The following is a 22,960-nucleotide window of genomic DNA, read 5'->3' as shown; positions in this document are numbered from 1 at the left end:
CCGTGATTTACTCCCTCATCGATCAGGTCAAACGACCTGCCTCAATCAAATAATGTCGAGACGGAACTTTCATCCGACACCGCACGGATAGCACGTCCTAACAGATCAGCTGTTGTGATCTGACGGATATTTGGTGATTGCGTCAAGGCTTCTGTTGGCGGAATACTATCTGTCAGGGTCAACATGTTGATCGGGCTTTCTGTCACACGTTCACATGCATTGCCGGTCAACACACCATGCGTCACATAAGCCTCCACTCCGGCAGCCCCATAACGCATGAGTGCCTCTGCAGCATTACAGAGTGATCCACCACTATCAATAATATCATCCACCAACACGCAATAGCGCCCGCGCACGTCTCCAATAACGTTCATCACCTCAGAGACACCAGCGCGCTCACGCCGTTTATCAATAATGGCCAAATCGACATTGAGACGACGAGCAAGCTGACGAGCGCGCACCACCCCGCCCACATCTGGCGAAACCACCATCAAGTCACGATCAGCATGACGCGCCATAATATCGCGCACGAACAAAGGAGCCGCGTAGAGGTTATCGGTTGGGATATCAAAAAAGCCTTGGATCTGCATCGCGTGCAAGTCCATGGTCAGAATCCGACTCGCACCGGCTTCTGTCAGCAAGTTCGCGACCAATTTGGCGCTAATAGGCGTGCGCGGGCCGGACTTACGATCCTGCCGAGCATAGCCAAAATACGGCATCACAGCCGTAATACGGCGTGCAGAGCCACGACGTAGAGCATCAAGAACGATCAATAATTCCATCAAATTATCATTGGTCGGTGTGCATGTGCTTTGGAGGACAAACATATCCTCTCCACGCACATTTTCTTGAATCTCAACAAACACTTCACCATCAGAGAAGCGCCGGATCATGGTCTTACACAGAGGGAGGCCGAGTTCTTTAGCCACCGCCGTGGCTAACGGGATGTTACTGTTACAGGCGACGATTTTCATAATCAGGCATTCTCACAGACTGGCAAAAGAGCGCCTTCCTTCTACCAGCCTACCCTCTCTCTGTCATGGCTTTCTCGACAGATCGGTCTTTATTAACGTGCAGGGCTCGTAGGCGACGTATGCATAAGCGGCATATCATCATCGTCTTTATCCACCCCCGTTTGCGGTGGAAGTGACTTATGGTCACGCCCTGAATAATTCGTGATGATCGTATGCACAGCACCCGCGGCCTCCTGAGCTGCGGCTTCAGCGACATCACCCCATGCCCCATCGAGCGAATGAGCCGGCACCCCATGCACCTGCGTTGCAGCACCCGCTTCCTGCCCTTTGGGAGTTAAAACATGCCAGATAATCGTCACGAGCTGCTCAGCATTTTTGGCTTTAGGTGCGGTAGGAAGTGGCGCAATCTTGACCGTCGTCTTAACCGTATAATCCGCACCTTTAGCCGATGTTTGCACGGTATTACGCGTATCAGGGAAGAGCGTATAGAACGCACGCCCTAGCGCCACATTGCCATCCCCCGGCGCACCTTGCACGCCAGCAAAATAGACCCGCGCTGCTCTATTCATCAAGCTATGAGGGTCGCTATGCATCAAATCAGCTTGGATCCCTGTCAGATTCTGCGCAATATCAGGCGCCATCTGTAAAGCTACCGTATTGAGCGCATCAGGGTCTGCCGCCAGCCAACCAGCACGATCAATCTCCGCGCCTTCACCGCGCGCCCGCACGCGCCCGTCCGGCCCCACAATGGCATAGCGTGGGATCACACCACCATCAGGCGCATGTTTTGCCCCAAGACGCACCCACCAATCACCTGGCTTAGGGTTCTGAGACACTGCCGGAACTGACTGCCCGAGCAGCGCAACAACAACATCTTTCGCCCAGCGCGCAGTGGCCGGGCGCCACGGAGCATTAACCGGCACGGGAACCGGCACAGAAAGCCGCGATGGTGGAAGATTATCCTGCGTTAAGCGGCGCGCCTCTTGCCCGGGATTGGCAAAAGGATGCGACACACTCAAACAGCCCGGCAATCCAAGCAAAGGCATCAAAACGCACAGGGTACGACAAAAACGCATAGCCACTCTATGATCCGATACTATCAATGCGGGCATCCATCATACCCTCAAAAGGGTTCTACTCTGATTAACGATGAAGCAGGATGTAGTTAATCGTTACATCAAGATCAAAATGATCCCCTGCCATATCTGGCGGCACTGGAGGCAACTGCGCCCCTTGGAACATACCAACCGTTGCTGCATCAAGCGAATATGACCCTGATTGCCCCGAAAGACGCACAGCTGTCACCCGCCCGCTGCGGTTAATAACAACATGAACAGAAGACGGGCCATCCTCTCCAGCATTACGGGCTTCATCGGGATAAAACATATGCGTACGCACCCAACGATCAATCTCCTCACCATAATCCGAGCTCACCCCTTTCACGCTATTTTGCGTTTTATAGGGGGCATTCACCTGGCCATTCAGGCTGAGAGGCCCCGTTGACAGGTCAATCGGCCCACCAGAGCCACCACGGCGTCCGCGATGACGTGGATGGGGAGACGGCTCACCACTAAAGGAGAGATCCATCGGATGAGCAAAAGGATTATTGTCCTGATGCGCCTGCGTGCGATGCTTTGTCGGAGAGGGACGTGCTTTATGCGTATGTTTGGGCGTTGCAGGTGTAATCGCATGAGAAGTCTCAGGGGCATCCGCGAGCTCGCCCGATGGAGACGGCACACTCGGTGCCGAAGAAGGTTGCTGCGTCGTCGGAGCAACAGCTGTTGGCGATGATTCTGTTGAGGATGCAGCAGGAGACGATGACCCACCGCCATCCTCACGTGATCGCGGCCCTTGCTCACTATGCTTTACCGGTGGCGTATCGAACACCATATCCACCTGCGGCTGATCCATACCTTGAGGTGAGCCATGCGGTTGAGATGGTACTGCTGAAAACAGCCAAAACAAAAAGATATGCACCAAAAGTGAGAGAAAAGCTGTGCCCACCAATGGTGTGTCCACCACCAACTGAGGACGCACCATAGGGGTACGCGCCATCTCGAGCCCTGATGGGACAGCCACATATTCACTCAAACGCTCACGGTAGCGCTTTGGGGCAACATCCGATAACGTCACAAGGCGTTTTTCCACCGATAAAAAGAGGGGCACAACAGGATCATAGTTATGACACTTCCTTGTGCCCTAGAAAAGACCGTATTGTCATTAGTCCCTTTTGAAATATCCGGACTTCTCCACGTTTTAATGGATTAATTTAACGCAATGTCTTCTCTCCCCACTGCTTTTCAGACAGACCCAGACCTTGCTCGCTTTATCAACATTATCGGCCCATGCCCCCTTCGTGTTGATTCAACACCCTCCCCTGAAGCCTCCCTTTATACATCCCTGCTCAAAGCCATTACGGGCCAGCAACTCCATAATGCCGCAGCGCGTGCTATCTTTAGCCGTCTCTGTGCTCTCAACCCTCACGACCCATCGCGCCCTCCATCCCCAGAACAGTTCGCGCAGCTCTCTTATGAAACGTTACGAGGCTGCGGCCTTTCCCGAGCAAAAATCGACACCATCCAACGGGTCGCCACCGCTCAACACAATGGCTCACTTCCCTCTTTGCAAGAAGCCATCACGTGGAGTGATGACGCCTTAATCAATACACTTACACAATTTAAGGGCATTGGCCGTTGGACAGCCGAAATGTTGCTTTTGTTCACCTTTCACCGACCCGATATTTTCCCAGCTCATGACCTCGGCGTGCGCGAGGGCTGGCGCCGCCTCAAACAGCTCGCTCACCGCCCTACCCCTACAGAGCTTCTTCAAAAAACGACCCTTTTTGCCCCTCACCGCTCTACCCTCACATGGTATTGCTGGGAAGCAAAAGCTCGCCTACCGCTCTCTGCTTCCCCTCGTTAAGAAGCAACAGTCAGGCGCTAAAATCAGGTAAAGCAACGCGCTTAAGCCTATTTCTCTTGACGTCAGGCGATGAGCGTCGCACATAATGCGACAAATTATGCTGTGATGAAGGCTGTCTCAATTATGTCTTCGTTGTTGCATGAACATTATTCCACCCTCCTTCTGGCCAAGGATACCCATGCCTAAAGAAGATCTTATCGAATTCACCGGCACAGTTTCTGAACTTCTGCCTAATGCCATGTTCCGCGTTACTCTCGATAACGAACATACTATTTTGGCCCATACAAGCGGCAAAATGCGCAAAAACCGTATTCGCGTCCTCGCTGGTGACCGCGTGAATGTGGAAATGACCCCTTATGACCTCAGCAAAGGTCGCATCACCTTCCGCTTTAAATAAGCACGAGAGGGCTTCGCCTTCTATGGTGGCTTCTTCGACCGCATCTTCTGCCGTCCCCACAAGGGAGCGCCCGGCTCTCATTTTAGCATCCGCCTCCCCCCGGCGACTGGCTTTACTTGAGCAAATCGGCCTGCCTCCTGATGAGATTCGCCCTGCTGACATTGACGAAACGCCACAGGCTGGGGAGCTCCCCCGTCCTTACGCGGCTCGTATGGCGCGCGAAAAGGCAGAAAAAATTGCTCGTGAGACGACTAAACCAGCCCTCATTCTCGGGAGCGATACGGTCATCGCGGTCGGGCGTCGCATTCTCCCTAAAGCGCTTGATGAAGACACGGCACGGCACTGTCTCTCTCTGCTCTCGGGGCGGCGTCATAAAGTGCTTACCTCGGTCGTATGCTGCCCAAGTGCTGCTTGGCCTGAGGGGCATCATAATGCACGGCTGGTGGAAACATCTGTTATTTTCAACCGCCTGACCTCCCAGCAGATTGACGCGCTCATCGCCCAAGGAGACTGGCGCGGCAAAGCAGGTGGGTATGCCCTCCAAGGAGCAGCCGCGGCCTATATCCGCCAGATCAGTGGTAGCGCATCTGGGGTTGTGGGACTTCCGCTCTTTGAAACAGCCCAACTCCTTCGCGGGCAACCACGTCCCGCTCACGCACGTTGGCTACCTTAAATGATAGAGCTGCGGCTTTCTGGCTCCCCGGGAGAAGTTCGCATTGCTTTGCTCGAGGACGACACGCTTGTTGATGTCGCCCTCTGGCGCCCAGGCGCCCCCGATGGCTGGGGCAATATTTATGACGTCCGCGTCAAAACTGTCGTCCCGTCCCTTGATGGAGCCTTTATCCAAACAGATCAGGGGGCCGATGGCTTCCTGACCTCACGGAAGAAGATAACAGAAGGCTCGTTGCTCTGCGCGCAGCTCATCCGTTGTGCACAAAATGGCAAGGGTGCTCGCTTTAAACCCATTGCTCGCCCAGCCTCCCTTCCTCCGGCCACGGAACCACGCCTTCTACAATGCGGCCCCTCTGCTCTTGAAGAACTGGTAGAACGCGCTCCTCACGCTCCTATTATCGTCGATGATATGACCGTCGCGGCAGCCCTCCCTGCTGCTCTCAAATCCCGCGTTCAACGGGTTCCCAAAAGTTTCGATACTGTCCTTGAAGGAGAGTGGGATGCCCTCATGCAGCCTTCCGCTTCCCTTGGGCCTTTCATCGCACATTTTTCTCCCACACCCGCTCTCACAGCGATTGACCTTGATTCCGCATCGCATCCCGACTTCGCGACAAATGTGGCCTGCTTTCCTGAGCTGTTGCGACACATTCGCTTGCGCAATCTCTCCGGCACACTTTTAATTGATCCCGCTGGTGTCCGCAGTCGCAAACGCCCTGCCCTTGTGCCCTTCCTCAAAAAAGCGGTTGAGCAGGAAAAAGACCCCTTACAACCCCGGGTCACGGGCGTCACCCCATCGGGGCTCCTCGAACTCACCCGCCCGCGCCGTCGCCCTCCGCTTCACGAACTCATGCGCTCTCCTCATGGGCAGGGTTTGGCCATTTTGCGCCAAATTATACGTGACAACCTCCCCGGCCAGACGCTCCACGCTCCGCCTGAGATCGTACACGCCCTTGAAGAAGACCCAGATGCGCTGTCAGAATGTGTACGCACTCGCTGCCAGCCTCTGGCTTTGCATGTTGCCCCACCCTCTTCCTCTTGCTGTTGGAACCTGTCATGAGCTGCCCCATCTGCAAAAAACCAACTGCTCAAAATTATCGTCCTTTTTGCTCAGACCACTGCGCTCAAATTGATCTTGGTCGCTGGTTTAAAGGCGATTATCGCGTACCCTCTTTCCGCCAAGATAATGACGACCCTGCCGACCGAGAAGAGCTCGCCCAAGCGCACAAAGCTGCCGCTCACCAACAAAATGACCGGTAACACGCTACGTTCTTTTCCCTCCTGAGCAGAAAACATCAGATAGAGGGTTGATCCCCTCCCCATCATGAGGTAAACCCCTCATCACAGCAGGTGCTTCTTATTCGTAGCCTTGCCCGGTGCCCGAGTAGCTCAGTTGGTAGAGCATGCGACTGAAAATCGCAGTGTCGGTGGTTCGATCCCGCCCTCGGGCACCATTTAATTTCCCTACAAATTATTCTTTGCTTGAAGAAAAAGAGTAAAAGCGTTCTCCTGTCCTGATCATGTTCTAGAGTCTTTCTATGACAGTCTCGACATAAGGAGCTTCCGCTATGGCAGCCTCGACCCTTCCCACCATAACACTTCGCGATGGCACCTCCATTCCACGGCTCGGTATGGGCACATGGCGTATGGGCGATGACCCCGCACGCCGTAAAGACGAAGTGCGCAGCCTCCAAGAAGGGCTTGATAGCGGGCTTCGCCTCATTGATACGGCTGAAATGTACGGCTCTGGTCGCTCTGAATCCGTCGTCGGTGAGGCTATTCGTGGACGGCGTGATGATGTGTATCTCGTCAGCAAAGTCCTACCCTCTAATGCAGATTATAACAGCACGATTAAAGCCTGTAAGCGTTCACTGAGCTATCTTCAAACAGATAGCCTTGATCTCTACCTCCTTCATTGGCGCAGCAGCACACCGCTAGAAGAAACGATTGGAGCCTTTGAAACACTGCAAAAAGAGGGCCTCATTAAACGCTGGGGTGTCTCAAACTTTGATACAGACGACATGAATACTCTGGATCGCATTAACCCTCAGGCGATGGTGAACCAGATTCTTTACAGTCTGATTTATCGTGGCACAGAATATGACCTGCAAGAACGCGATGCCCGCCATCATGTCGCCAGCATGGCCTATTGCCCCCTTGGGCAGGGCGGTGCGTTTCTCAAGAGCGCCACGTTGGTACAGATTGCTCAGCAGCATGAAACATCTCTTGGCCCCGCGACTCCCGCGCAGATTGCTCTCGCGTGGGTACTGCGCCGCCCTAATGTTATCCCCATTCCCAAAGCTGCAACGCCACATCACCAACATTATAATCGCGCCGCGACCGAGATTCAGCTGACAGAAGCCGACCTCGCAGCACTTGACCGCGCGTTCCCGCCACCTCGTCACAAAGAACCTTTAGCCGTTATCTGATCAACAACGGTCTTTTTCCATACAGCTCTGATGAACACACCTGTTGCGAGAGCCGTATGGAAAACGGCGCCCTAGTACCAGCTGTTCCTTTGTTACGATAATAATACACATCGCTCCAAAGAGAGCATCAGCAATGAAACAGGCTCTCCTTCACCCATCAACGGAACGATTCATCGTCGCACGAAGCGGAAAAATCTCGACATGATGCAACGTCGCCGCTGCGTTGGTGACTTGAAGCGTTAAAACCTCCAATGGGTTCGTCGGGAATACGAGGGCACTGCCAACCGACATCCCATCATTGGCAAACACTTCCAACGTGCTGGCATCGAGAATGATCCGCCATTTAAAGCGCTTGCTGCCCGGCACGAGAGGAGACGAAAAGCTTCCTGTAAAGAAGGGATGGTTAAAGCCATGAAGATTACTGCGATCGAGCCACATTTGGCTTGAAAACGCATCAAAACCGATGCTCAAGCTCTCGCCCTGACGGTTCGAGAAGATCGCCGCAAAACGTCCAGAACGCCCCTGATCCCCATCTGGATCCACTGTGCCGCGGTCTTCAATCGTCACATCCAACAGCACTTCTACGGCTTGCATCACCGGAATCGCCACCTGCGTGCTACTTTGCTGTGGAAGACGTTTTTTATTAAAAGGCAAGGCTTTCAAACGGAGCGCTTCTAACCGGTACGGATTTTGCACCAAACGCAACCACCCAGCCTCATCGCGTCTCAACACAATTTGACGAGGAAGCGTCATCGTCCCACGCCATTTTTTGTTAGGAACTTCCTCGCAATACTGCCAATTATTGAGCCAAGCGAAATAGGTTTTCACACCACCGGGCATATTTTCATATGTTTGCAAAGCGTAACTATCTTTTGCAAAATCTGTAAGACCGACAACCGTATCTTCAGGCTCAAACCGCTCCCCGTCAAAATGCCCAACAAAATATTGCGTAATACTGCCCCCCTGAGGGCCGCCGGGATTAACGGACACAAACAACACCCAGCGCGTGTCATTCTTCCCTTCTCCTTCAACGGGAACTTCAATAAGGGAAGGGCATTCATAATCCACCCCAATAACACCGGCAGGGCCGAAATCACTGAGATGCATCCAATGCAATAAATCAAACGACCCATAAAAGGACACTTTATGGTCGCGCGCACGCACCACGACCATCACCCATTTTCCACTATCACTATGCCACAGCACTTTAGGGTCACGGAACGAGTTATGCCCAATATCCAGAATGGGATTCTTGGTGTAATCAATAAAGCTTTGGCCCCCATCGGGACTCCACGCCACATATTGTGTCTGACGTTGCGGCGTTGCTCGCGTATAGAGAGCGACGAGCCCGCCGGCCATCGGAGGGAAACCCGTATCCATCGGAGCAGGAGAGATGTCTTCAGCAACGGGATGCGATAGCTCATGAAAAAGCCCGTCTTTGGATGGCTCTATCCCCAAAACCTCACGCTCACTGGCAGTGAGATCAACAGGCCGTCCTTTCTGCAATTCTGGCGTGAGGTCTTGCGCGGCTTCCTGCGCAGCCGTCGTCGCAGCCCCTGGCTGGGGGTTTTGTGATGTCCGAGGAGGAAACAAGCCAGATCTATTATCACGGTCTAACACCGCACATCCGCTATACGCCTCTCCGGCTTCTGTTTCTTGAATAGCCGTAGGCAGATCTTGCCAATGATAAAGATCTGTACTGACCGCATGACCCCAATGCACATGCCCTGCATAAGGCGCATACGGATTATACTGATAATAAAGATGATAATAATGACCATCAAAAATGAGCCCGTTCGGGTCATTCATAAAGCCTGTTGGCGGCGTAAAGTGAATAGTCGGCCGGTAGAGGACATCTTGCGGTGTCGTCGCAACAGGGGCAGAGGCAATATTGGGGTTATTACCCGGCTCGCCATGCGCGTTATTAGGCTGCGCCGGTGCGTCATCTCCCTTCGTCGCAGAGCCCGCGTATGCCCGCCCAAAGAGTGCCCCTGTCGCAAGAAACGATCCCAGAGCCATACGCCGATTCATCATCACACGACCTTCACGTCTTTTGCACATAATGCGATGATGTCACTATAGTTGCTCTGCTTTTGCAAGCTCTCTCTTTGACGGCCCCTTATTCTCACGGGAAAATGCCATGAAGCGCCTCGATCCATTTCTTACTTCCTTGATCTGTGCCGTCCTCTTGGCGTCTTTCCTCCCATGCCCGCCTTCTTTGCAACCTTGGCTCTCACGTCTAACCTCTTTGTTGGTCACACTGATGTTCTTTTTCCAAGGGGCTAAATTACAACGCCATGCCATTGTTGAGAGTCTCCAAGATTGGCGTTTACAAGGGGCAACGCTGATCATGAGCTTTGGCGTTTTCCCCCTTATCGGACTCGGCCTCTTCGCGCTCTGCCATGTCATTTTCCCCAATGGGCTCCTTAAACCTGATTTATGGACAGGTGTGCTTTTCCTGTGCTGCCTGCCCTCCACCGTGCAATCATCCATCGCTCTGACATCCATTGCACGCGGCAATGTTCCAGCCTCTATCTGTGCCGCCACGGTGTCTAATATTCTGGGAATCCTCTTTACACCGCTCCTCGCAGGCTTACTGCTCCATCGCAGTGATAGTGGGTCTGGCCTTGGCACGATCATTGATGTCAGTCGTGAACTTCTCCTGCCCTTCATTATCGGGCAACTCGTGCAACGATGGGTTGGGCCAATCGTCAAAAAACATAAAGTGCTGCTGTCTTTTACCGATCGTGGCTCAATTATCGTTATGGTCTATGCCGCCTTCAGTGCCGCTGTGCTGCAAGGGCTCTGGCATCGTATCCCGCTCATTCAACTTGGAGAAGTTGCTGTATTAGATAGCCTCTTGCTCGCCATTATCTTAGGCCTCACGGCTGCTCTGGGCCGCTTGATGGGACAGACGATTGAAAATGATATTTCGCTCCAATTTTGCGGTTCTAAAAAGTCATTGGCAACCGGGGTTCCTATGGCAAGCGTCATTTTCCCTTCCGGCGCAGGGATTGTCGTGTTGCCGCTTATGCTATTTCATCAAATTCAGCTTTTTGTCTGCACCGTTCTCGCGCGCCATTACGCGCAGCGACGCAGCTCATAACGTATAGCCATCCCTTTCGCTCGGATCTATCTTTCTATGCCTAACCGTCATGCTCTGACTGAAACTTATATTGAACACCTTCACGCCCACACGCTCTTAACCGAAAGCCTACGCGAAAATCTCCTTGAGGCCCTCAGCCGACCCGAGGCTCCTAAAACGCTGCAGCAATGGATCACCACCATTTTGGAGCAAAATCGCCAGCAAGCGCGACACATCAACCGGATGTTGCGCCAGCATGGGGAAAAGCCTCGTGATGATCATGACACCGTCTCTTCTATGCTGGATACAATGGTTTCCTGCTTGCCACCCGGCCAAACACCGCACCATCTTCTCGGTGTCGTGCTCAACCTCGCAGGCGCCATTGCACGCCAGCGCACCTCTCTCGCGCTGCTACGCCTCTTAGCTGACAAACAGGGCCTTGACCGCGAAACACAGACCCTTTCTGAGCTCCGACAAATGAGTAAAAATGCTTCGCGCGACCTAAAAGAAGTCCTTCCTTCCCTTCTTGATGAGCTGGAAAGCTAACACAGCCTTATGTCGTCCTTCCGCTTTCTTCACGCCGCTGACATCCACCTTGATAGCCCACTCCGAGGCCTTGACCGGTATGACAGCTTGCCCAAAGACGAGATCCGCCATGCAACCCGCCGTGCACTCGAAAATCTCGTTGAACTCGCCATTACGGAAAAGGTCGCCTTCGTCCTTCTCGCAGGGGATCTATATGATGGCCCGTGGAAGGATTCCCATACGGGCCTCTTTATGGTGAAGATGCTCACTCAATTAACCAGAGCAGGGATTGAGGTCTTCTCCCTCTCAGGTAATCATGACGCTGTTTCCATTGTTCAGCAACAATTCCATATGCCCGAGGGCGTGCATCATTTCTCCTCCCAAAAGGCAGAAACCATTCTTCTCGACAAATGGAATGTCGCTCTGCATGGGCGCAGCTTTCCTAAACGTCACGTCCCAGACGATTTCGCTCTACACTACCCCGCAGCTCACGAAGGTTTCCTGAACATCGGCGTGCTTCATACCTCCCTAGAAGGCGTCTCGGACGGTCATGACAGTTACGCCCCCTGTACGCTCGATGAGCTCAACAGCAAGGGCTATGATTATTGGGCACTTGGCCATGTGCACCGCGCTCAGATCGTCCAACAAACGCCTTCATGGGTTGTCTATCCCGGTGTGCTGCAAGGACGCCATATTCAAGAAACAGGGATGTGCGGTGTCATGCTTGCAGACGTTGACAATGGACAGATCACCGACGTCCGTCCCGTTGCCTGCGATGTGCTTCGCTGGAACCCTATCACGGTCGACCTCACAGGTGCAGACGCCCCTTTCGAGCTTGAAGAACGCGTCCAACACGCCCTCAAAGAGGTCTTTACAGCGCACCCTGACCGTTCTCTTGTCGTACGGATCACCCTCACCGGACGAACGTCCCTTCACGGCTTCCTATGTGGCAGAACGGACTGGAAAGACACGCTTCATGCTTTGCCAGAGCTCATCAAAGAAGACACGCGCTCTCTCGGTATTGAAAAAATCATCATCAACACGTCAGAACCTCGGGCAGAAACCACTCTCCACCACGAAGCACTCAACCAAAGTTTTACAGAGGCTATGGCAGACCTCATTAACGCAAAAGAAAAGGATCAGGAATTCGCTGCTTTTCTCGCACAACTTCCCGATGACATTAAAAGCGCTCTTCCGTCACCATACGATGAAGACACTCTTGACGATGCCCGCTCTGCGCTCACTTATCGCTTAAAGGGAGGAGCTCTCTAATGCGTTTCCATGATTTTTCTCTCAAATATTACGGCGGTTTTGAGCACAAAACATTTTCCTTCCCTACAGGAACTCATGACTTCCATATTATCTACGGCCTTAATGAAGCAGGGAAATCTACTCTCTTACGCGCATTTCGTGACTTTCTGTTCGGCTTTCATCAACATACGCAAGGCGAAAATTGGAAATACAGCACGAGCCTTATTCGCCTTGGCGCGACCTTTAGTCATGATGGTCATACACAAACAGCGTGGCGCCGCCGCCCTGCCACCAAAAGAGGCGATTTTTTTGACAAAGACGACACAACACCTCTCAACCCAGCATTACTTATACAAGCCTATGGCCAATTAACGCGCGAAGAATTCTTCCTCTCGTGGGCCCTTGACCATACGCGCCTTGCTGAGGGCGGAAAAGAAGTCGCTCATGAGCGTCAAAATGCCGAAACAACCAACCTTGCAAGAGAGTTGGGGAATATTGACAACCTTTCCGACATTATCGCCTCCCTAGAAAAGGAGAAAAGTGACTCTTGGGACAAAAAACGACGGAATCCCCGCATAAAGGAACTGATTAAGAATTATCATGACACGAAAAAAGCGCTAAGAGACGCCACAACATCTCCGCAAAAACTCAAGGAAGCACAAGCGACCGTTCAAAATCACAATGAGCACTACAAATCATTACACATACAAAATAGTAATCTCATTCAACAAAGCAATGAATACGCCCATCTCCAAGCACTTATTGGCCCCTATGCCAGCTATCAAGAAGCAAAGCGTCTCGTTGATGAACGACCACAACCCGCTTTTGATAAAAACGAATCAGAAACAATCATTTCTCTTTTTGATGCTCGTGATAGCTCTCATCAGCAGATTGCAAAAAACAATGCTCTTCTTGAAAATAATAAGGAAGAACTCGCCACCCTTGGTGCACGTCCATCCCTGCTTGACGATGAAAAGACTCTCATGCTTCTTTCCCAAGAAGCGCTTAAGGACGCCCAACATCAAAGAGAGTTCCAAGAGAGAGAAAGAACCTATACTAAACTTGACCAAAAAAGGACGGAGCTTTTCGCTCATCTTTCCCTCTCAGAAGAAAGCAGCTTTCCAACACTTGCTCAATTAAAGCCACTATCGGATTTATTAGAAAGGTATGCTGAGATTACCGCACGTCTTAAAGAACGTCAGCGCGCTCTTGCCTATGCCTCTCCCCCAGAAGAGCTGCCACAAGCCCCTAACATAGAGCAACTAAACGCCCTCAAGGACTGGCTTAATACCGCTATCCCATATGCTCAGCTTGATACAGAGCATGACACCTTGATGAGCACGCTTGCAACACAAAAACGCTCCATCATCACATCCCTTGAAGCCTTAGCTCCTTGGACAGGAACATTTGAGGAGGCGGATACTCAACTGCAACGTCTCACACCGCCAAGTGAAGAAGAATGTCAGAACATTCTCTCAATCTTTAACGCCTATACACAACAGGCGCGTGAAGCCTCCCAAAAGGCCATGACAGCGCAACACGCCTATGATCGTCATGAACAACATTATCACCAATTCAGCCATGCTCCTGAATGGGTTTCTGAAGCCACACTTAAAGAGGCTCGCCAAAAACGTGATTATCTTTTAAATAAAATCAGTAAAGACACATTCTTATCGTCTTGGGAAAATCTTCAAAATCAAATTCATCACACCGACCGTCTTGCCGATCAGCGTTTTCTCTCGGCCCAAATCGACGCACGTTTGCGCGATATTCGCCGCCAACAAGAACTTCTAACGTTGGACATCCGTCATGCCCAGCAAGAAGAAAAAACGGCTCTGTCTGCCCTTCAAGAAGAACAAGAAAAATGGAACAAACGCCTTAATGAAGCGGGCCTTCCCATTTTGACTCCGCATCAATTTTCCACATGGCGACAGCAGCGCACGGCTATTTTAGCGCGTTATGACGCGTACTATGACACGCAAGAAAAAATGCTGCAGCTTGCTCGCAAACGCCATCAGCTCATAGAGCAATTTAAGGCGATCATCCCACATCATAAAGAGTGCGATCTTTCACATATCATATCTATATCAAAACGAAATATAGAAGAGCTTTCTTCACAACAAAAGCATTATGATCATGCTGTAAGAGAGCATCATAGTGCACAAAAAAACCTTATCACCCTCAAAGCTAATCTTGCAGATGCTGAGCGCGAGCGCAAAGAATGGCACGAAGAATGGACTCAAGCAGCTCAACACAGTGGTTATCCTTTAACCCTCTCCCCTGATGCTCTTCCTGCGTATCAAGAACTCATTAAAACACAACAAGACTTCCAATATATTTCTGAAGAGAAACAAAATAAAGAATCAGAACGCCGCAAGCGTCACCAACAACGCACCCAACTCTTAGAACGCCACCAAGCAGTCTCTCTTGATGCTTTAGAGAAAACATTAGAAGCCGCAAAGCGCGATGATAAACAACGAGACATTCTCTTAAAACAAAAGAAAGATAGGGAAGAGGCGCTTATTGAGCTGGAAGAAGACGCCAAGATACTCGACGATCGTCTCTCACGCTTCCTTCTCCGCCTTCCGGAAGGCAGCACCCTAGATGACCTCCTAAAAACCGCCCAACGTGATAGCGAGACAGCCCAGCTTGCAACCTCCTATCACGCAGCCAAACGCGCTCTGCTCAATGCCGGACGAGGGCGCTCCCTTGATGACATTACTGCAGCACTTGGCACGCTCGATTATGAGCAACTGGACGAAAAAAAGGCTCTCATCAATAAAGAAAGCGCTCGCCTAGAAAACGAGAAAAGCATCGTCAGTAAGCAGCTCTTCCACGCTCAACAAGAACTTGAACAGCTTGAAAAGAAAGACGAGGCTTCAGCACTCGCTGAAGAATTACAACACCTCAAAGCGCGCATTGAAGAAGAAGCAAAGCAGTATGTCTCTCTTCATGCGCAGTATCAGCTTCTCCAACATATGTTGTACCAGCAAAAAGAGAAACTGCACGGCCCCTTCCTAACATTAGCGAGCACCTGCTTCTCTCGCCTCACCTTAGGCGAATACGCAGAACTTGCCCTAGAAAGCGACAATAAAGGGACGCTCACCTTCGTTGGGTTACGCCCTGATAAACAAGAAGCTGTGCCCCTACCACAGATGAGTGAAGGCACATGCGATCAGCTTTATCTTGCCCTCCGTCTTGCTGACATTCATCAGAAACTGGATGCAGGCATTTCTCTTCCCTTCTTTGCCGATGATCTTTTCATCACCTTTGATGACAAACGCACAAAGGCAGGGATGGAACTACTTGCCGAACTGTCACAGCGCACGCAGGTTTTCTTCTTCACCCATCAGCTTGCCACGTTAGACCATCTTCCACCAGAAAAAGCACAACGGCTGACCCTATCAGTCGAGAGCTAGGGTTTATGAGGTATTAAATGACCAAACGCCCTACATAACGGTTTGTCATAAGCAATGGTATCGTCCGATTTTCTCATCAAAGCAGGTCTTGCTAAGAGCTGTTAATCAGGAAAATCCGTGAACCATTAACAGACGACCTCCGTGATTTTGTAACGGCTCCCAAGCGGTGCGACATGCCGCTCCCTTACGCCTCTAGGTTTAGCTCTTGGTATATGGCAGCGTCTCTTTGAGATAATCAGTCGCAAGGCCCAGAACCGAGCCTAATCTTTCTTGATGACAGACGGTCGCACCACGATATGAAAAAAAACGCATCATCGTTCCCCTCTGCTCTTTTGGTGCCCAAAAATGAACACGTAACCCTATGCCTTGATTTGATTTCGATAGGTTATTGTTTTTGCGTATTCCCTTCAAAATGTTTCCATCTCTTTATCGCGTTTATTCTGCTCACGCAAAACATCGCCGCTATCTCATAACCCTTTACCTCACCATTAAAAACGGCCAATCAGCTCAACCATATCCTGCCACTGTAGAAACAAAAAAGGGAGAAGGCCTGCAGACCCTCTCCCTTTCGTCATCCATAATGCTCTACAAAATAAGCTTTCTTTAGCTTTCCACTTTTCCAGCCAGCAAAGAGGCAAGACTGCGAGCAAAACCGCTTGGGTCTGGTAAGGATTCCCCTTCCTGAACGCGGGCAAGGTCGAGCAAAATACGTGCATGTTCTGTCACGCTTTCACCCTTCGCAACACGATCAGCCAACGCACGAATGAGCGGATGGCGCGGGTTCAACTCCAGCACAGGCGGCACAGGTGGCATAGCTTGCCCAGAACGGCGCATCAGACGCTGCATTGCCAAATCTGGCCCACCTTCAGTGGTCATTACCACGGCACTACCTGTCAGACGAACCGTGCTGCGCACGTCCTTCACTGCCTCACCCAGAGCATCCTTCAATGCAGGAACCAACTTATCCATCTCAGCTGGCTCACCCTGAAGCTCCCCTTCTGGAGCGAACTTCTCAAGGTCTCCATGCGCCTGCGCAACAGAGCGGAACGTCTTGTCTTGGTAAGAATAGAGACGTTCTGGCCAGAAGCTATCCACCGCATCAGAGAGCAGCAACACTTCCAGCCCGCGTGCCCGGAAGCCTTCCAGTTGAGCCGAAGCTTTCAGCGCGTCTAGGCTCTCACCCACCAGATAATAGACCGCATCCTGCTCTGGCTTCATGCGGCTGATATAATCATCCAGCGTGGTGAGCTCATCACTATGGGTAGAATGGAAACGCGCAAACCCTGCAATTTCCTGACGATACTCAGAATCTTCCCACAGCCCTTCTTTAATAACGAGACCGAAATTATCCCAGAAGGTTGTGAATGCCTGATCCGCCTCTTTCGCACGGTTCTTGATTTCATTGAGCACACGACGGGTTACCGCCTTGCGAATACGCGCCAAGACAGGTGTCGCCTGCAGCATCTCACGGGACACATTTAACGGTAGATCTTCTGTATCCACCACCCCTTGAACGAAGCGCAGCCAGTTCGGCACAAGGTTCGCCTCATCTGTGATGAACATCCGCTTTACATGCAGGTGAATGCGGCTCTCACGGCTGCTTTGCTCCATGAAGTCCATCGGACGCGCCCCGGGGAGGTACAGCAGAGACGTAAACTCTGTCATCCCTTCCGCATGCCAATGCAAGGTCGCATAAGGCTCATCAAAAGCCCGAGCGACGTGGCGGTAAAATTCCGTGTATTGTTCCGGCGTGATCTCAGACTTCGGACGACGCCAAAGAGCTGTCCCCTCATTGACGGTTTTATCTTCGCTGGTGCCGTCTTCTTTTGTTTCGTGCAGAACAACCGGCCATGAAATATGATCAGCCCATTTGCGGATAATGCTCTGCACGCGCCATGGATCGAGGAACTCTTCAGCATCCTCTTTCATGTGCAGAATAATATCCGTTCCAGCTTGGTCGCGCTGCGCTGCTCCTAACGCATACGCCCCTTTACCCTCAGACTGCCATGAAAAAGCGTCATTGGTGCCAGCCTTGCGGGAAATCACCTCAACACGATCCGCCACCATAAAGGCCGAGTAGAACCCGACACCGAACTGACCGATCAGGCTTGGGCGATCTTCCGGCTTCGCTGCACTCAGCTTTTCACCAAAGGCTTTTGTGCCAGAGCGCGCAATGGTGCCTAGATTTTGAACCAACTCCTCACGCGTCATCCCCAGACCATCATCTGAGATGATCAGAGTCTTCGCTTCCTTATTCGGCACTAAGCGAATGGTTGGCCCTTCTGGAAGCGCAACAGCTGACTCCGTCTGCGCTTCAAAGCGTCTTTTATCCATGGCATCAGCCGCATTAGCGACCAACTCGCGCAGGAAGATTTCACGATCTGAGTAAAGAGAATGCACCACTAGGTCGAGAAGCTGTCCAACTTCAGCGCTAAATTGATGCTGTTCCATCGTGTTCTGTGTATCGCTCATCGCGTTATGTGTTCCTTTAATCGCACGAGAGAGGTCCCAATGTTAGGCAACCTCATCTGTGCATTATTGTCCTAGAAAACACATAATATATGGGAATTCTTTTCCTATTTTCAACTATTATAGCAGGACAATGACGGCAAGCTTACGAGACAATGCCCAGCGTCGTCCCTTCATCCACCACTAACGAAGCCCCATGCATCGCGATAGCTCCTTCACTGGCTAAAAAGGCCACGACATTGGCAATATCCTCTGGGGTCGTGAAAGCACGCCCGCTGGGGTTTGATGCCGCAATCTCGCGCAAAACATTCTCCTGCGCGGGGTCGCTTAGTAACGCATCATGCATGGATGTTTTGACGCGACCCGGCTCCACTGCATTGATGTTGATCCCCAGAGGCCCCAGCTCCAACGCTAAAGAACGTGTTAGAGATGTCACGGCTGCTTTACTCGCGCTATAGCCAGAGTAATTGGCAAAGCCATAAAAACCGGAAATAGACGAAATGGCGACGATTTTACCGCCACTAGTCTGCCCCATTTTCCGACGCATATAAGGCAGCGCTGCTTGGACGATATGCCACATGCCATTTACATTGACATTCATCATACGCACAAAAGCATCGGGAGTTTCATCAGTAATAGGGGTATCAAAGAAAACACCCGCACTATGGACGAGAACATCGAACGTGCCCACTTCATCATGAACATGGGCGAGTAATTTTTTAACCGCAGCAAAGTCTGTAATATCGACGCCATGCGCCATAACATTCGGCTGACACCCGACCTCTTCTGCCGCAACACGAACCTCTCGCACAGCAGAACCATAATCACGCGTTGGGTTGCTCCCAATCAAGACGAGATCATGCCCATCTCGGGCAAAGCGCTGTGCAATCGCCAAGCCAATGCCAGACGTACCGCCTGTGACAAGAACTTTCTTCGGGTGTGTCATGACTCTATCCTTTCTTATGATGGCGCGTCATTATAGCCTCGTTTCTATGTAAGTGATCAGCTCCGTCTATGTCAGTCCTTCTCCCGCGACTTTATAAAACTTTAACGCGTCCAGCTCTCACAGGAAGTCTTCTTATCATCAGCGCTCTTGCTGGTATTTTCTGTGCCTCTTCATCGTTCAGCACATTTTATCACGCCTGTTTAATAGCCGTTCCCATCCCATCCTTGCCGCTTTCGCTTGAAGGATGGATCAGCCAAGGCGTCATGACGCTCTTCTTTACCGCGCTCGCGTTAGATATCCGACAAGATATGCGCCCCGGAGGGCCATTAAGCCGACGGCGCGAAGCGACCCTCCCCCTTATCGGGGCCTTAGGCGGCATGCTGGCCCCCGCTTTAATAGCGTTCTTATGCGGCTCCCTTATCCCCTCTAGGCCACTCCTTAGCGGCTGGGCTGTACCCACCGCGACGGACGCCGCTTTTACCGTGCCCATGCTTGCTCTTATCCCGGGACTTCCCGCCTCTTTACGATCCTTTATTCTGGCACTCGCCATTTTTGATGACCTTGGCGCGATCCTCATCCTCGCGCTCTTTTATGGGCATACGCCTCATATGCTATGGCTCGGCCTCAGTGCAGCCCCATTTCTGGGCCTTTTCACGTTGAGCTGGATCGGGAAAAGTGCTCTTTGGCTTTCTCTGCCCCTCACACTCTTCCTTTGGTTCACCCTCTTTCATGCTGGTGTGGAGCCCACTCTCGCTGGCGTTGTCTTTGGCCTGTGCTGCCCTCCCCAAACAGGGCTCCGCCTTGCACACATGCTTGCCATACCCGTTGGACTTGTCGTCCTCCCTCTTTTTGCGCTGAGCAGCACAGGGATTGACCTCCGCCTCTGCACCGCCTCTGTTCTACTCTCCGCGCCGTTTCTGGGGGCCGCTCTTGGGCTTTGGCTGGGCAAACCATTAGGGATTAGCGGGGCTGTCTGGCTCGCCACACGCAACAAAGCCGCTCGCCCCACCTTGCGAGGGCGCGCGCTTATCGGGCTGAGCATGATTTGCGGAATTGGCTTTACCATGAGCCTCTTGATCACATCCTTAGCCTATCATAACCCAACCGCCTTGATGGAAGGGCGTTGCGGCGTGCTGGTCGGCTCCTGTCTTTCCGCACTCACGGGATGGGCCGTCCTCCGCAACGCTTTCCCTCCTGCGGCTAAAACCAGCTCCTGATCCCAAAGGTAAAGCGCGCTTGGGCAGCCCCTTCACCTTGCTGCCGGGCAATGCGCCGCGCTTTATAAAGCGGGCTGTCATACGTAACCGCCACGTAAGGCGCGACTTTACGCCAAATTTCGTACCGTAACCGCAGCCCCGTATCGATATCCGACAGTCCTGACCCCACGCCGCGCCGCCAGTCAGACTGGCTATAGGCATTAAGCTCGACCTGAGGTTGTAAAATCAGCCGGTTCGTCAGAAGAATATCGTAGGATCCTCCCAACCGAGCCGCAACACCGCGTCCACTGACAAAGCCTGCCAAACGAACATCAAATTGATAGAGCGCGAGCCCTTCAATCGCGAGGGTACCCCACGGACGCGTTGGCCCTGAATCAATATCAAGCCGAACACCCGTTTGGAGATTAAAGTACGATGAGATAGCCCGGCTATAGAGAAGTTCATGACTGCCATCATGCACCTTTCCCTTAGTCATCGTGCCTTCGCTCTTAACCCATAGCCGGTTATAATCCGAGCCATACCAGAGGTCTCCATCCCACCGAAGAGAACTCTTACCTCCAGCCTGATACCGGCCTTCAAACTCGTTCAGAATACCGTGGAACCACCGCGCTTGATCCATCACGGGCATAACACCACCCAGTGTCACCATCGGGGCCGCCATTGGCGCATCAACTGCCTTATGCACAATACGCGCTGGGTGTTGCCTCCGTGCCTGAACAGCGCCCGGTACTGTCTTCTCCGACTTAGGACGTTTTGACGCAGGCTTAGAAGGTGGCTTTGGAGACATATCGCCCATATCCATCCCTTCCATTGAGCCTCTATCCCCCATTGGCTCTTCAGCCTGAGCCGCTGTTGCCATAAGGATCGTGAAAAGGGGGAGCATTTTAAGGAGCTGGGTCATCACACCACCTCCACAATACGAAACATGCCTGTATCCATGTGATACATCAGATGACAATGATAGGCCCAGCGCCCCGGGGCATCAGCCGTAATGAGCGACCGCGTGATGGAGCCCGGCTGGGTGATAATCGTATGTTTGAAGGGGCGATACTCCCCTTGGCCATTTTCAAGCTCCCCCCATAGACCGTGCAAATGCAAGGGATGTTCCATCATCGTATCATTGATAATCGTAAAGCGTACGCGCTCGTTCCGCCTTAAACGGATCGGGCCTGATTCTGAGAATTTGCGCCCATTAAAGCCCCAGATATAGCGTTCCATATTCCCAGTAAGGTGGAGAATAAGCTCTCGTGATGGCGGGCGTGGATCATGCGACGGTCTGCATGCACGCAGCTGACTATAGGACAACACGCGCCGACCCGTTTTCTCCAGACCATCGCCGGGGCTCATGGTGCGATCCAACGGGTGCTTTGCGATGTTCTGATTTTCCACCGTCAATGACAGAGGGCCGGGGTCATCAATTTCCTCAGCCTCACCAGCAGGAAGAGTAGAAGAGGGACGTTCCATCCCATCCATCCCCATCATCATTCCGGCCATTTTTCCTTTAGCGGACATAGCCCCCATAGAGCCCATTCCCATATCGGCCATACCGCGCACAGGTCGCGGATCCATCTCAGGGATGGGGCCCTGCAGTGAGGGCCGCGGGGCAAGGTTACCAGCCGCAAAACCGGTGCGGTCTTCACTTTGAGCAAAGACGGTATAGGCTTTGTCCTCTTTAGGATGCACCAACACCGTATAGGTTTCCCCATTACCAATCCGAAACTCATCCACCGTCACGGGCTCAATGGGGTTCCCGTCAGCTTCCACCACGACCATCTCAAGGCCGGGAACGCGCACATCAAACAAGGTCATAGCCGAGCCATTAATCACACGCAGCTTCACCCGCTCGCCGGGGTGAAATAGCCCTTCCCAGCGCTCTTGATGGCGCTTACCGTTGAGCAAATACTGGTAAACAACCCCACTCACATCTGAAATATCTGTCGCGGCCATGCGCATCTGAGACCAGCGCAAACGGTCTCCTAATGCGCGTCCCAAGCCCCCTTCAACACGGCTCTCATGCGGTAAGCTCTGCACACTCCGCTGGCGAAACGTATAATAATCGCTCTGCATTTTGAGGTTGCTGATAATATCCGCTGGCGGAACGTCACTCCAATCACTGAGGAAAATGACATAATCACGCTCAGACGGCGGCAGCGGGTCTTCACCAGCCGGTTCAATAATAAGAGCCCCTGACAGACCATTAGGCTCCTGCCCGCCAGAATGGCTATGATACCAATAGGTGCCACTCTGTTGGACAGGGAAATGATAGGTAAAGCGCCCCCCAGCGGGAATGCCCGCAAAGCTCAACCCGGGCACACCGTCTTGGTCTGCAGGGAGGCGGATGCCATGCCAATGCAGAGAGGTGGGTTCATCTAAATGATTCACGACATGAATCGTGACCTCTTGGCCTTCTTTCCAACGCAATGTCGGGCCAGGGAAGCTGCCATTGATGCAATAGATAGGCCCCGTTACCGCTCCAAATTGAGCGGAACGACGCGTGATATGAAGCTCAAAAACCGCTTCTGCTGAAGAGGCCGTATGAGCGAGAGCAGAAGGCACGAGACCAACCGCCCCCAAACCCGCCAACATGTGACGGCGAGACAGAGAGAACGAAGACATACGCTTCTTTTTCCTTGCTGAACGCTTGCCCAAAACCGGGC

19 protein-coding genes and 1 tRNA gene are annotated in these 22,960 nt (G+C 52.2%); 12 read left to right on the top strand and 8 right to left on the bottom strand.

Annotation, left to right across the window (positions count from 1 at the left end):
- Positions 1–41: 41 nt before the first annotated feature.
- The 3 genes from GS535_RS07735 to GS535_RS07725 form a co-directional block, all read right to left on the bottom strand.
- Positions 42–974, bottom strand: a complete 933-nt coding sequence (locus GS535_RS07735; protein ID WP_018979844.1) for a ribose-phosphate pyrophosphokinase — start codon at positions 972–974, stop codon at positions 42–44.
- 92 nt (positions 975–1,066) lie between these two features.
- Positions 1,067–2,050: a hypothetical protein gene (locus tag GS535_RS07730; RefSeq protein WP_160791954.1), complete on the bottom strand. Its 984-nt coding sequence runs from the start codon at positions 2,048–2,050 to the stop codon at positions 1,067–1,069.
- 67 nt (positions 2,051–2,117) lie between these two features.
- Complete coding sequence (locus GS535_RS07725; RefSeq protein ID WP_370518147.1) at positions 2,118–3,140, bottom strand: energy transducer TonB; 1,023 nt, start codon at positions 3,138–3,140, stop codon at positions 2,118–2,120.
- Between the two features lie 111 nt (positions 3,141–3,251).
- Here GS535_RS07725 and GS535_RS07720 point away from each other — a divergent pair, with 111 nt between their 5' ends.
- From GS535_RS07720 to GS535_RS07690, 7 genes are all read left to right on the top strand, one after another.
- Complete coding sequence (locus GS535_RS07720) at positions 3,252–3,896, top strand: DNA-3-methyladenine glycosylase (protein ID WP_160791821.1); 645 nt, start codon at positions 3,252–3,254, stop codon at positions 3,894–3,896.
- Between the two features lie 178 nt (positions 3,897–4,074).
- Entirely contained in the window at positions 4,075–4,293 is a 219-nt protein-coding gene (infA, locus tag GS535_RS07715; protein WP_018979849.1) for a translation initiation factor IF-1, read from the top strand.
- Between the two features lie 22 nt (positions 4,294–4,315).
- Positions 4,316–4,966, top strand: a complete 651-nt coding sequence (locus GS535_RS07710) for a nucleoside triphosphate pyrophosphatase (RefSeq protein ID WP_160791820.1) — start codon at positions 4,316–4,318, stop codon at positions 4,964–4,966.
- Positions 4,967–6,022, top strand: coding sequence for a ribonuclease E/G (locus GS535_RS07705; RefSeq protein WP_160791819.1), 1,056 nt, complete (start codon positions 4,967–4,969; stop codon positions 6,020–6,022).
- The gene (locus GS535_RS07700) at positions 6,019–6,222 is read left to right on the top strand and encodes a DNA gyrase inhibitor YacG (protein WP_160791818.1); all 204 of its coding nucleotides are present in this window, start codon (positions 6,019–6,021) and stop codon (positions 6,220–6,222) included. Before GS535_RS07705 ends, GS535_RS07700 begins: the two co-directional genes overlap by 4 nt.
- A 118-nt stretch (positions 6,223–6,340) precedes the next feature.
- Positions 6,341–6,416, top strand: a tRNA-Phe gene (locus GS535_RS07695).
- Between the two features lie 114 nt (positions 6,417–6,530).
- Entirely contained in the window at positions 6,531–7,391 is an 861-nt protein-coding gene (locus GS535_RS07690) for an aldo/keto reductase (protein WP_160791817.1), read from the top strand.
- A gap of 150 nt (positions 7,392–7,541) precedes the next feature.
- On the opposite strand, the gene GS535_RS07685 is transcribed toward GS535_RS07690, so the two are convergent.
- Positions 7,542–9,410, bottom strand: a complete 1,869-nt coding sequence (locus GS535_RS07685) for a glycoside hydrolase family 32 protein (RefSeq protein WP_237442244.1) — start codon at positions 9,408–9,410, stop codon at positions 7,542–7,544.
- A gap of 121 nt (positions 9,411–9,531) precedes the next feature.
- Here GS535_RS07685 and GS535_RS07680 point away from each other — a divergent pair, with 121 nt between their 5' ends.
- From GS535_RS07680 to GS535_RS07665, 4 genes are read left to right on the top strand one after another with little or no spacing between them, the layout of a single operon-like run.
- Entirely contained in the window at positions 9,532–10,497 is a 966-nt protein-coding gene (locus GS535_RS07680; protein WP_160791815.1) for a bile acid:sodium symporter family protein, read from the top strand.
- A gap of 36 nt (positions 10,498–10,533) precedes the next feature.
- On the top strand, positions 10,534–11,022 hold the full coding sequence (locus tag GS535_RS07675; protein WP_160791814.1) for a DUF892 family protein: 489 nt from the start codon (positions 10,534–10,536) through the stop codon (positions 11,020–11,022).
- Between the two features lie 9 nt (positions 11,023–11,031).
- On the top strand, positions 11,032–12,273 hold the full coding sequence (locus GS535_RS07670) for a DNA repair exonuclease (protein WP_160791813.1): 1,242 nt from the start codon (positions 11,032–11,034) through the stop codon (positions 12,271–12,273).
- On the top strand, positions 12,273–15,671 hold the full coding sequence (locus GS535_RS07665) for an AAA family ATPase (protein WP_160791812.1): 3,399 nt from the start codon (positions 12,273–12,275) through the stop codon (positions 15,669–15,671). Before GS535_RS07670 ends, GS535_RS07665 begins: the two co-directional genes overlap by 1 nt.
- 603 nt (positions 15,672–16,274) lie before the next feature.
- On the opposite strand, the gene htpG is transcribed toward GS535_RS07665, so the two are convergent.
- Together htpG and GS535_RS07655 are read right to left on the bottom strand one after the other, a co-directional pair.
- Complete coding sequence (gene htpG / locus GS535_RS07660) at positions 16,275–18,143, bottom strand: molecular chaperone HtpG (protein WP_160791811.1); 1,869 nt, start codon at positions 18,141–18,143, stop codon at positions 16,275–16,277.
- Positions 18,144–18,285: 142 nt separating this feature from the next.
- Positions 18,286–19,086, bottom strand: coding sequence for an SDR family NAD(P)-dependent oxidoreductase (locus tag GS535_RS07655; RefSeq protein ID WP_160791810.1), 801 nt, complete (start codon positions 19,084–19,086; stop codon positions 18,286–18,288).
- Positions 19,087–19,154: 68 nt separating this feature from the next.
- On the opposite strand from GS535_RS07655, the gene GS535_RS07650 reads away from it, so the two are divergent.
- A complete protein-coding gene (locus GS535_RS07650; protein ID WP_160791809.1) occupies positions 19,155–20,303 on the top strand; it encodes a Na+/H+ antiporter NhaA in 1,149 nt (382 codons plus the stop codon).
- Here GS535_RS07650 and GS535_RS07645 read toward each other — a convergent pair.
- Complete coding sequence (locus GS535_RS07645; RefSeq protein ID WP_160799187.1) at positions 20,287–21,204, bottom strand: copper resistance protein B; 918 nt, start codon at positions 21,202–21,204, stop codon at positions 20,287–20,289. The two genes, GS535_RS07650 and GS535_RS07645, sit on opposite strands and share 17 nt — an antisense overlap.
- Positions 21,204–22,919 carry a copper resistance system multicopper oxidase gene (locus tag GS535_RS07640; RefSeq protein WP_160791807.1) on the bottom strand — a complete coding sequence of 572 codons (1,716 nt, stop codon included), beginning with the start codon at positions 22,917–22,919 and terminating at the stop codon, positions 21,204–21,206. Before GS535_RS07640 ends, GS535_RS07645 begins: the two co-directional genes overlap by 1 nt.
- Between the last annotated feature and the right edge of the window lie 41 nt (positions 22,920–22,960).

The organism is Saccharibacter sp. EH611 (genome assembly GCF_009834765.1).
Lineage (GTDB): Bacteria > Pseudomonadota > Alphaproteobacteria > Acetobacterales > Acetobacteraceae > Saccharibacter.
Note: the sequence above shows the minus strand (reverse complement) of the source record. Positions and strands in the feature narration are given on the sequence as shown.

Bases quoted from the DNA above. Each gene is read 5' to 3' on its own strand.
- GS535_RS07735 (WP_018979844.1), bottom strand. From the start codon at position 974: ATGAAAATCGTCGCCTGTAACAGTAACATCCCGTTAGCCACGGCGGTG.
- GS535_RS07730 (WP_160791954.1), bottom strand. From the start codon at position 2,050: ATGCGTTTTTGTCGTACCCTGTGCGTTTTGATGCCTTTGCTTGGATTG.
- GS535_RS07720 (WP_160791821.1), top strand. From the start codon at position 3,252: ATGTCTTCTCTCCCCACTGCTTTTCAGACAGACCCAGACCTTGCTCGC.
- infA (WP_018979849.1), top strand. From the start codon at position 4,075: ATGCCTAAAGAAGATCTTATCGAATTCACCGGCACAGTTTCTGAACTT.
- GS535_RS07710 (WP_160791820.1), top strand. From the start codon at position 4,316: ATGGTGGCTTCTTCGACCGCATCTTCTGCCGTCCCCACAAGGGAGCGC.
- GS535_RS07705 (WP_160791819.1), top strand. From the start codon at position 4,967: ATGATAGAGCTGCGGCTTTCTGGCTCCCCGGGAGAAGTTCGCATTGCT.
- GS535_RS07700 (WP_160791818.1), top strand. From the start codon at position 6,019: ATGAGCTGCCCCATCTGCAAAAAACCAACTGCTCAAAATTATCGTCCT.
- GS535_RS07690 (WP_160791817.1), top strand. From the start codon at position 6,531: ATGGCAGCCTCGACCCTTCCCACCATAACACTTCGCGATGGCACCTCC.
- GS535_RS07685 (WP_237442244.1), bottom strand. From the start codon at position 9,410: ATGGCTCTGGGATCGTTTCTTGCGACAGGGGCACTCTTTGGGCGGGCA.
- GS535_RS07680 (WP_160791815.1), top strand. From the start codon at position 9,532: ATGAAGCGCCTCGATCCATTTCTTACTTCCTTGATCTGTGCCGTCCTC.
- GS535_RS07675 (WP_160791814.1), top strand. From the start codon at position 10,534: ATGCCTAACCGTCATGCTCTGACTGAAACTTATATTGAACACCTTCAC.
- GS535_RS07670 (WP_160791813.1), top strand. From the start codon at position 11,032: ATGTCGTCCTTCCGCTTTCTTCACGCCGCTGACATCCACCTTGATAGC.
- GS535_RS07665 (WP_160791812.1), top strand. From the start codon at position 12,273: ATGCGTTTCCATGATTTTTCTCTCAAATATTACGGCGGTTTTGAGCAC.
- htpG (WP_160791811.1), bottom strand. From the start codon at position 18,143: ATGAGCGATACACAGAACACGATGGAACAGCATCAATTTAGCGCTGAA.
- GS535_RS07655 (WP_160791810.1), bottom strand. From the start codon at position 19,086: ATGACACACCCGAAGAAAGTTCTTGTCACAGGCGGTACGTCTGGCATT.
- GS535_RS07650 (WP_160791809.1), top strand. From the start codon at position 19,155: ATGTCAGTCCTTCTCCCGCGACTTTATAAAACTTTAACGCGTCCAGCT.
- GS535_RS07645 (WP_160799187.1), bottom strand. From the start codon at position 21,204: ATGACCCAGCTCCTTAAAATGCTCCCCCTTTTCACGATCCTTATGGCA.
- GS535_RS07640 (WP_160791807.1), bottom strand. From the start codon at position 22,919: ATGTCTTCGTTCTCTCTGTCTCGCCGTCACATGTTGGCGGGTTTGGGG.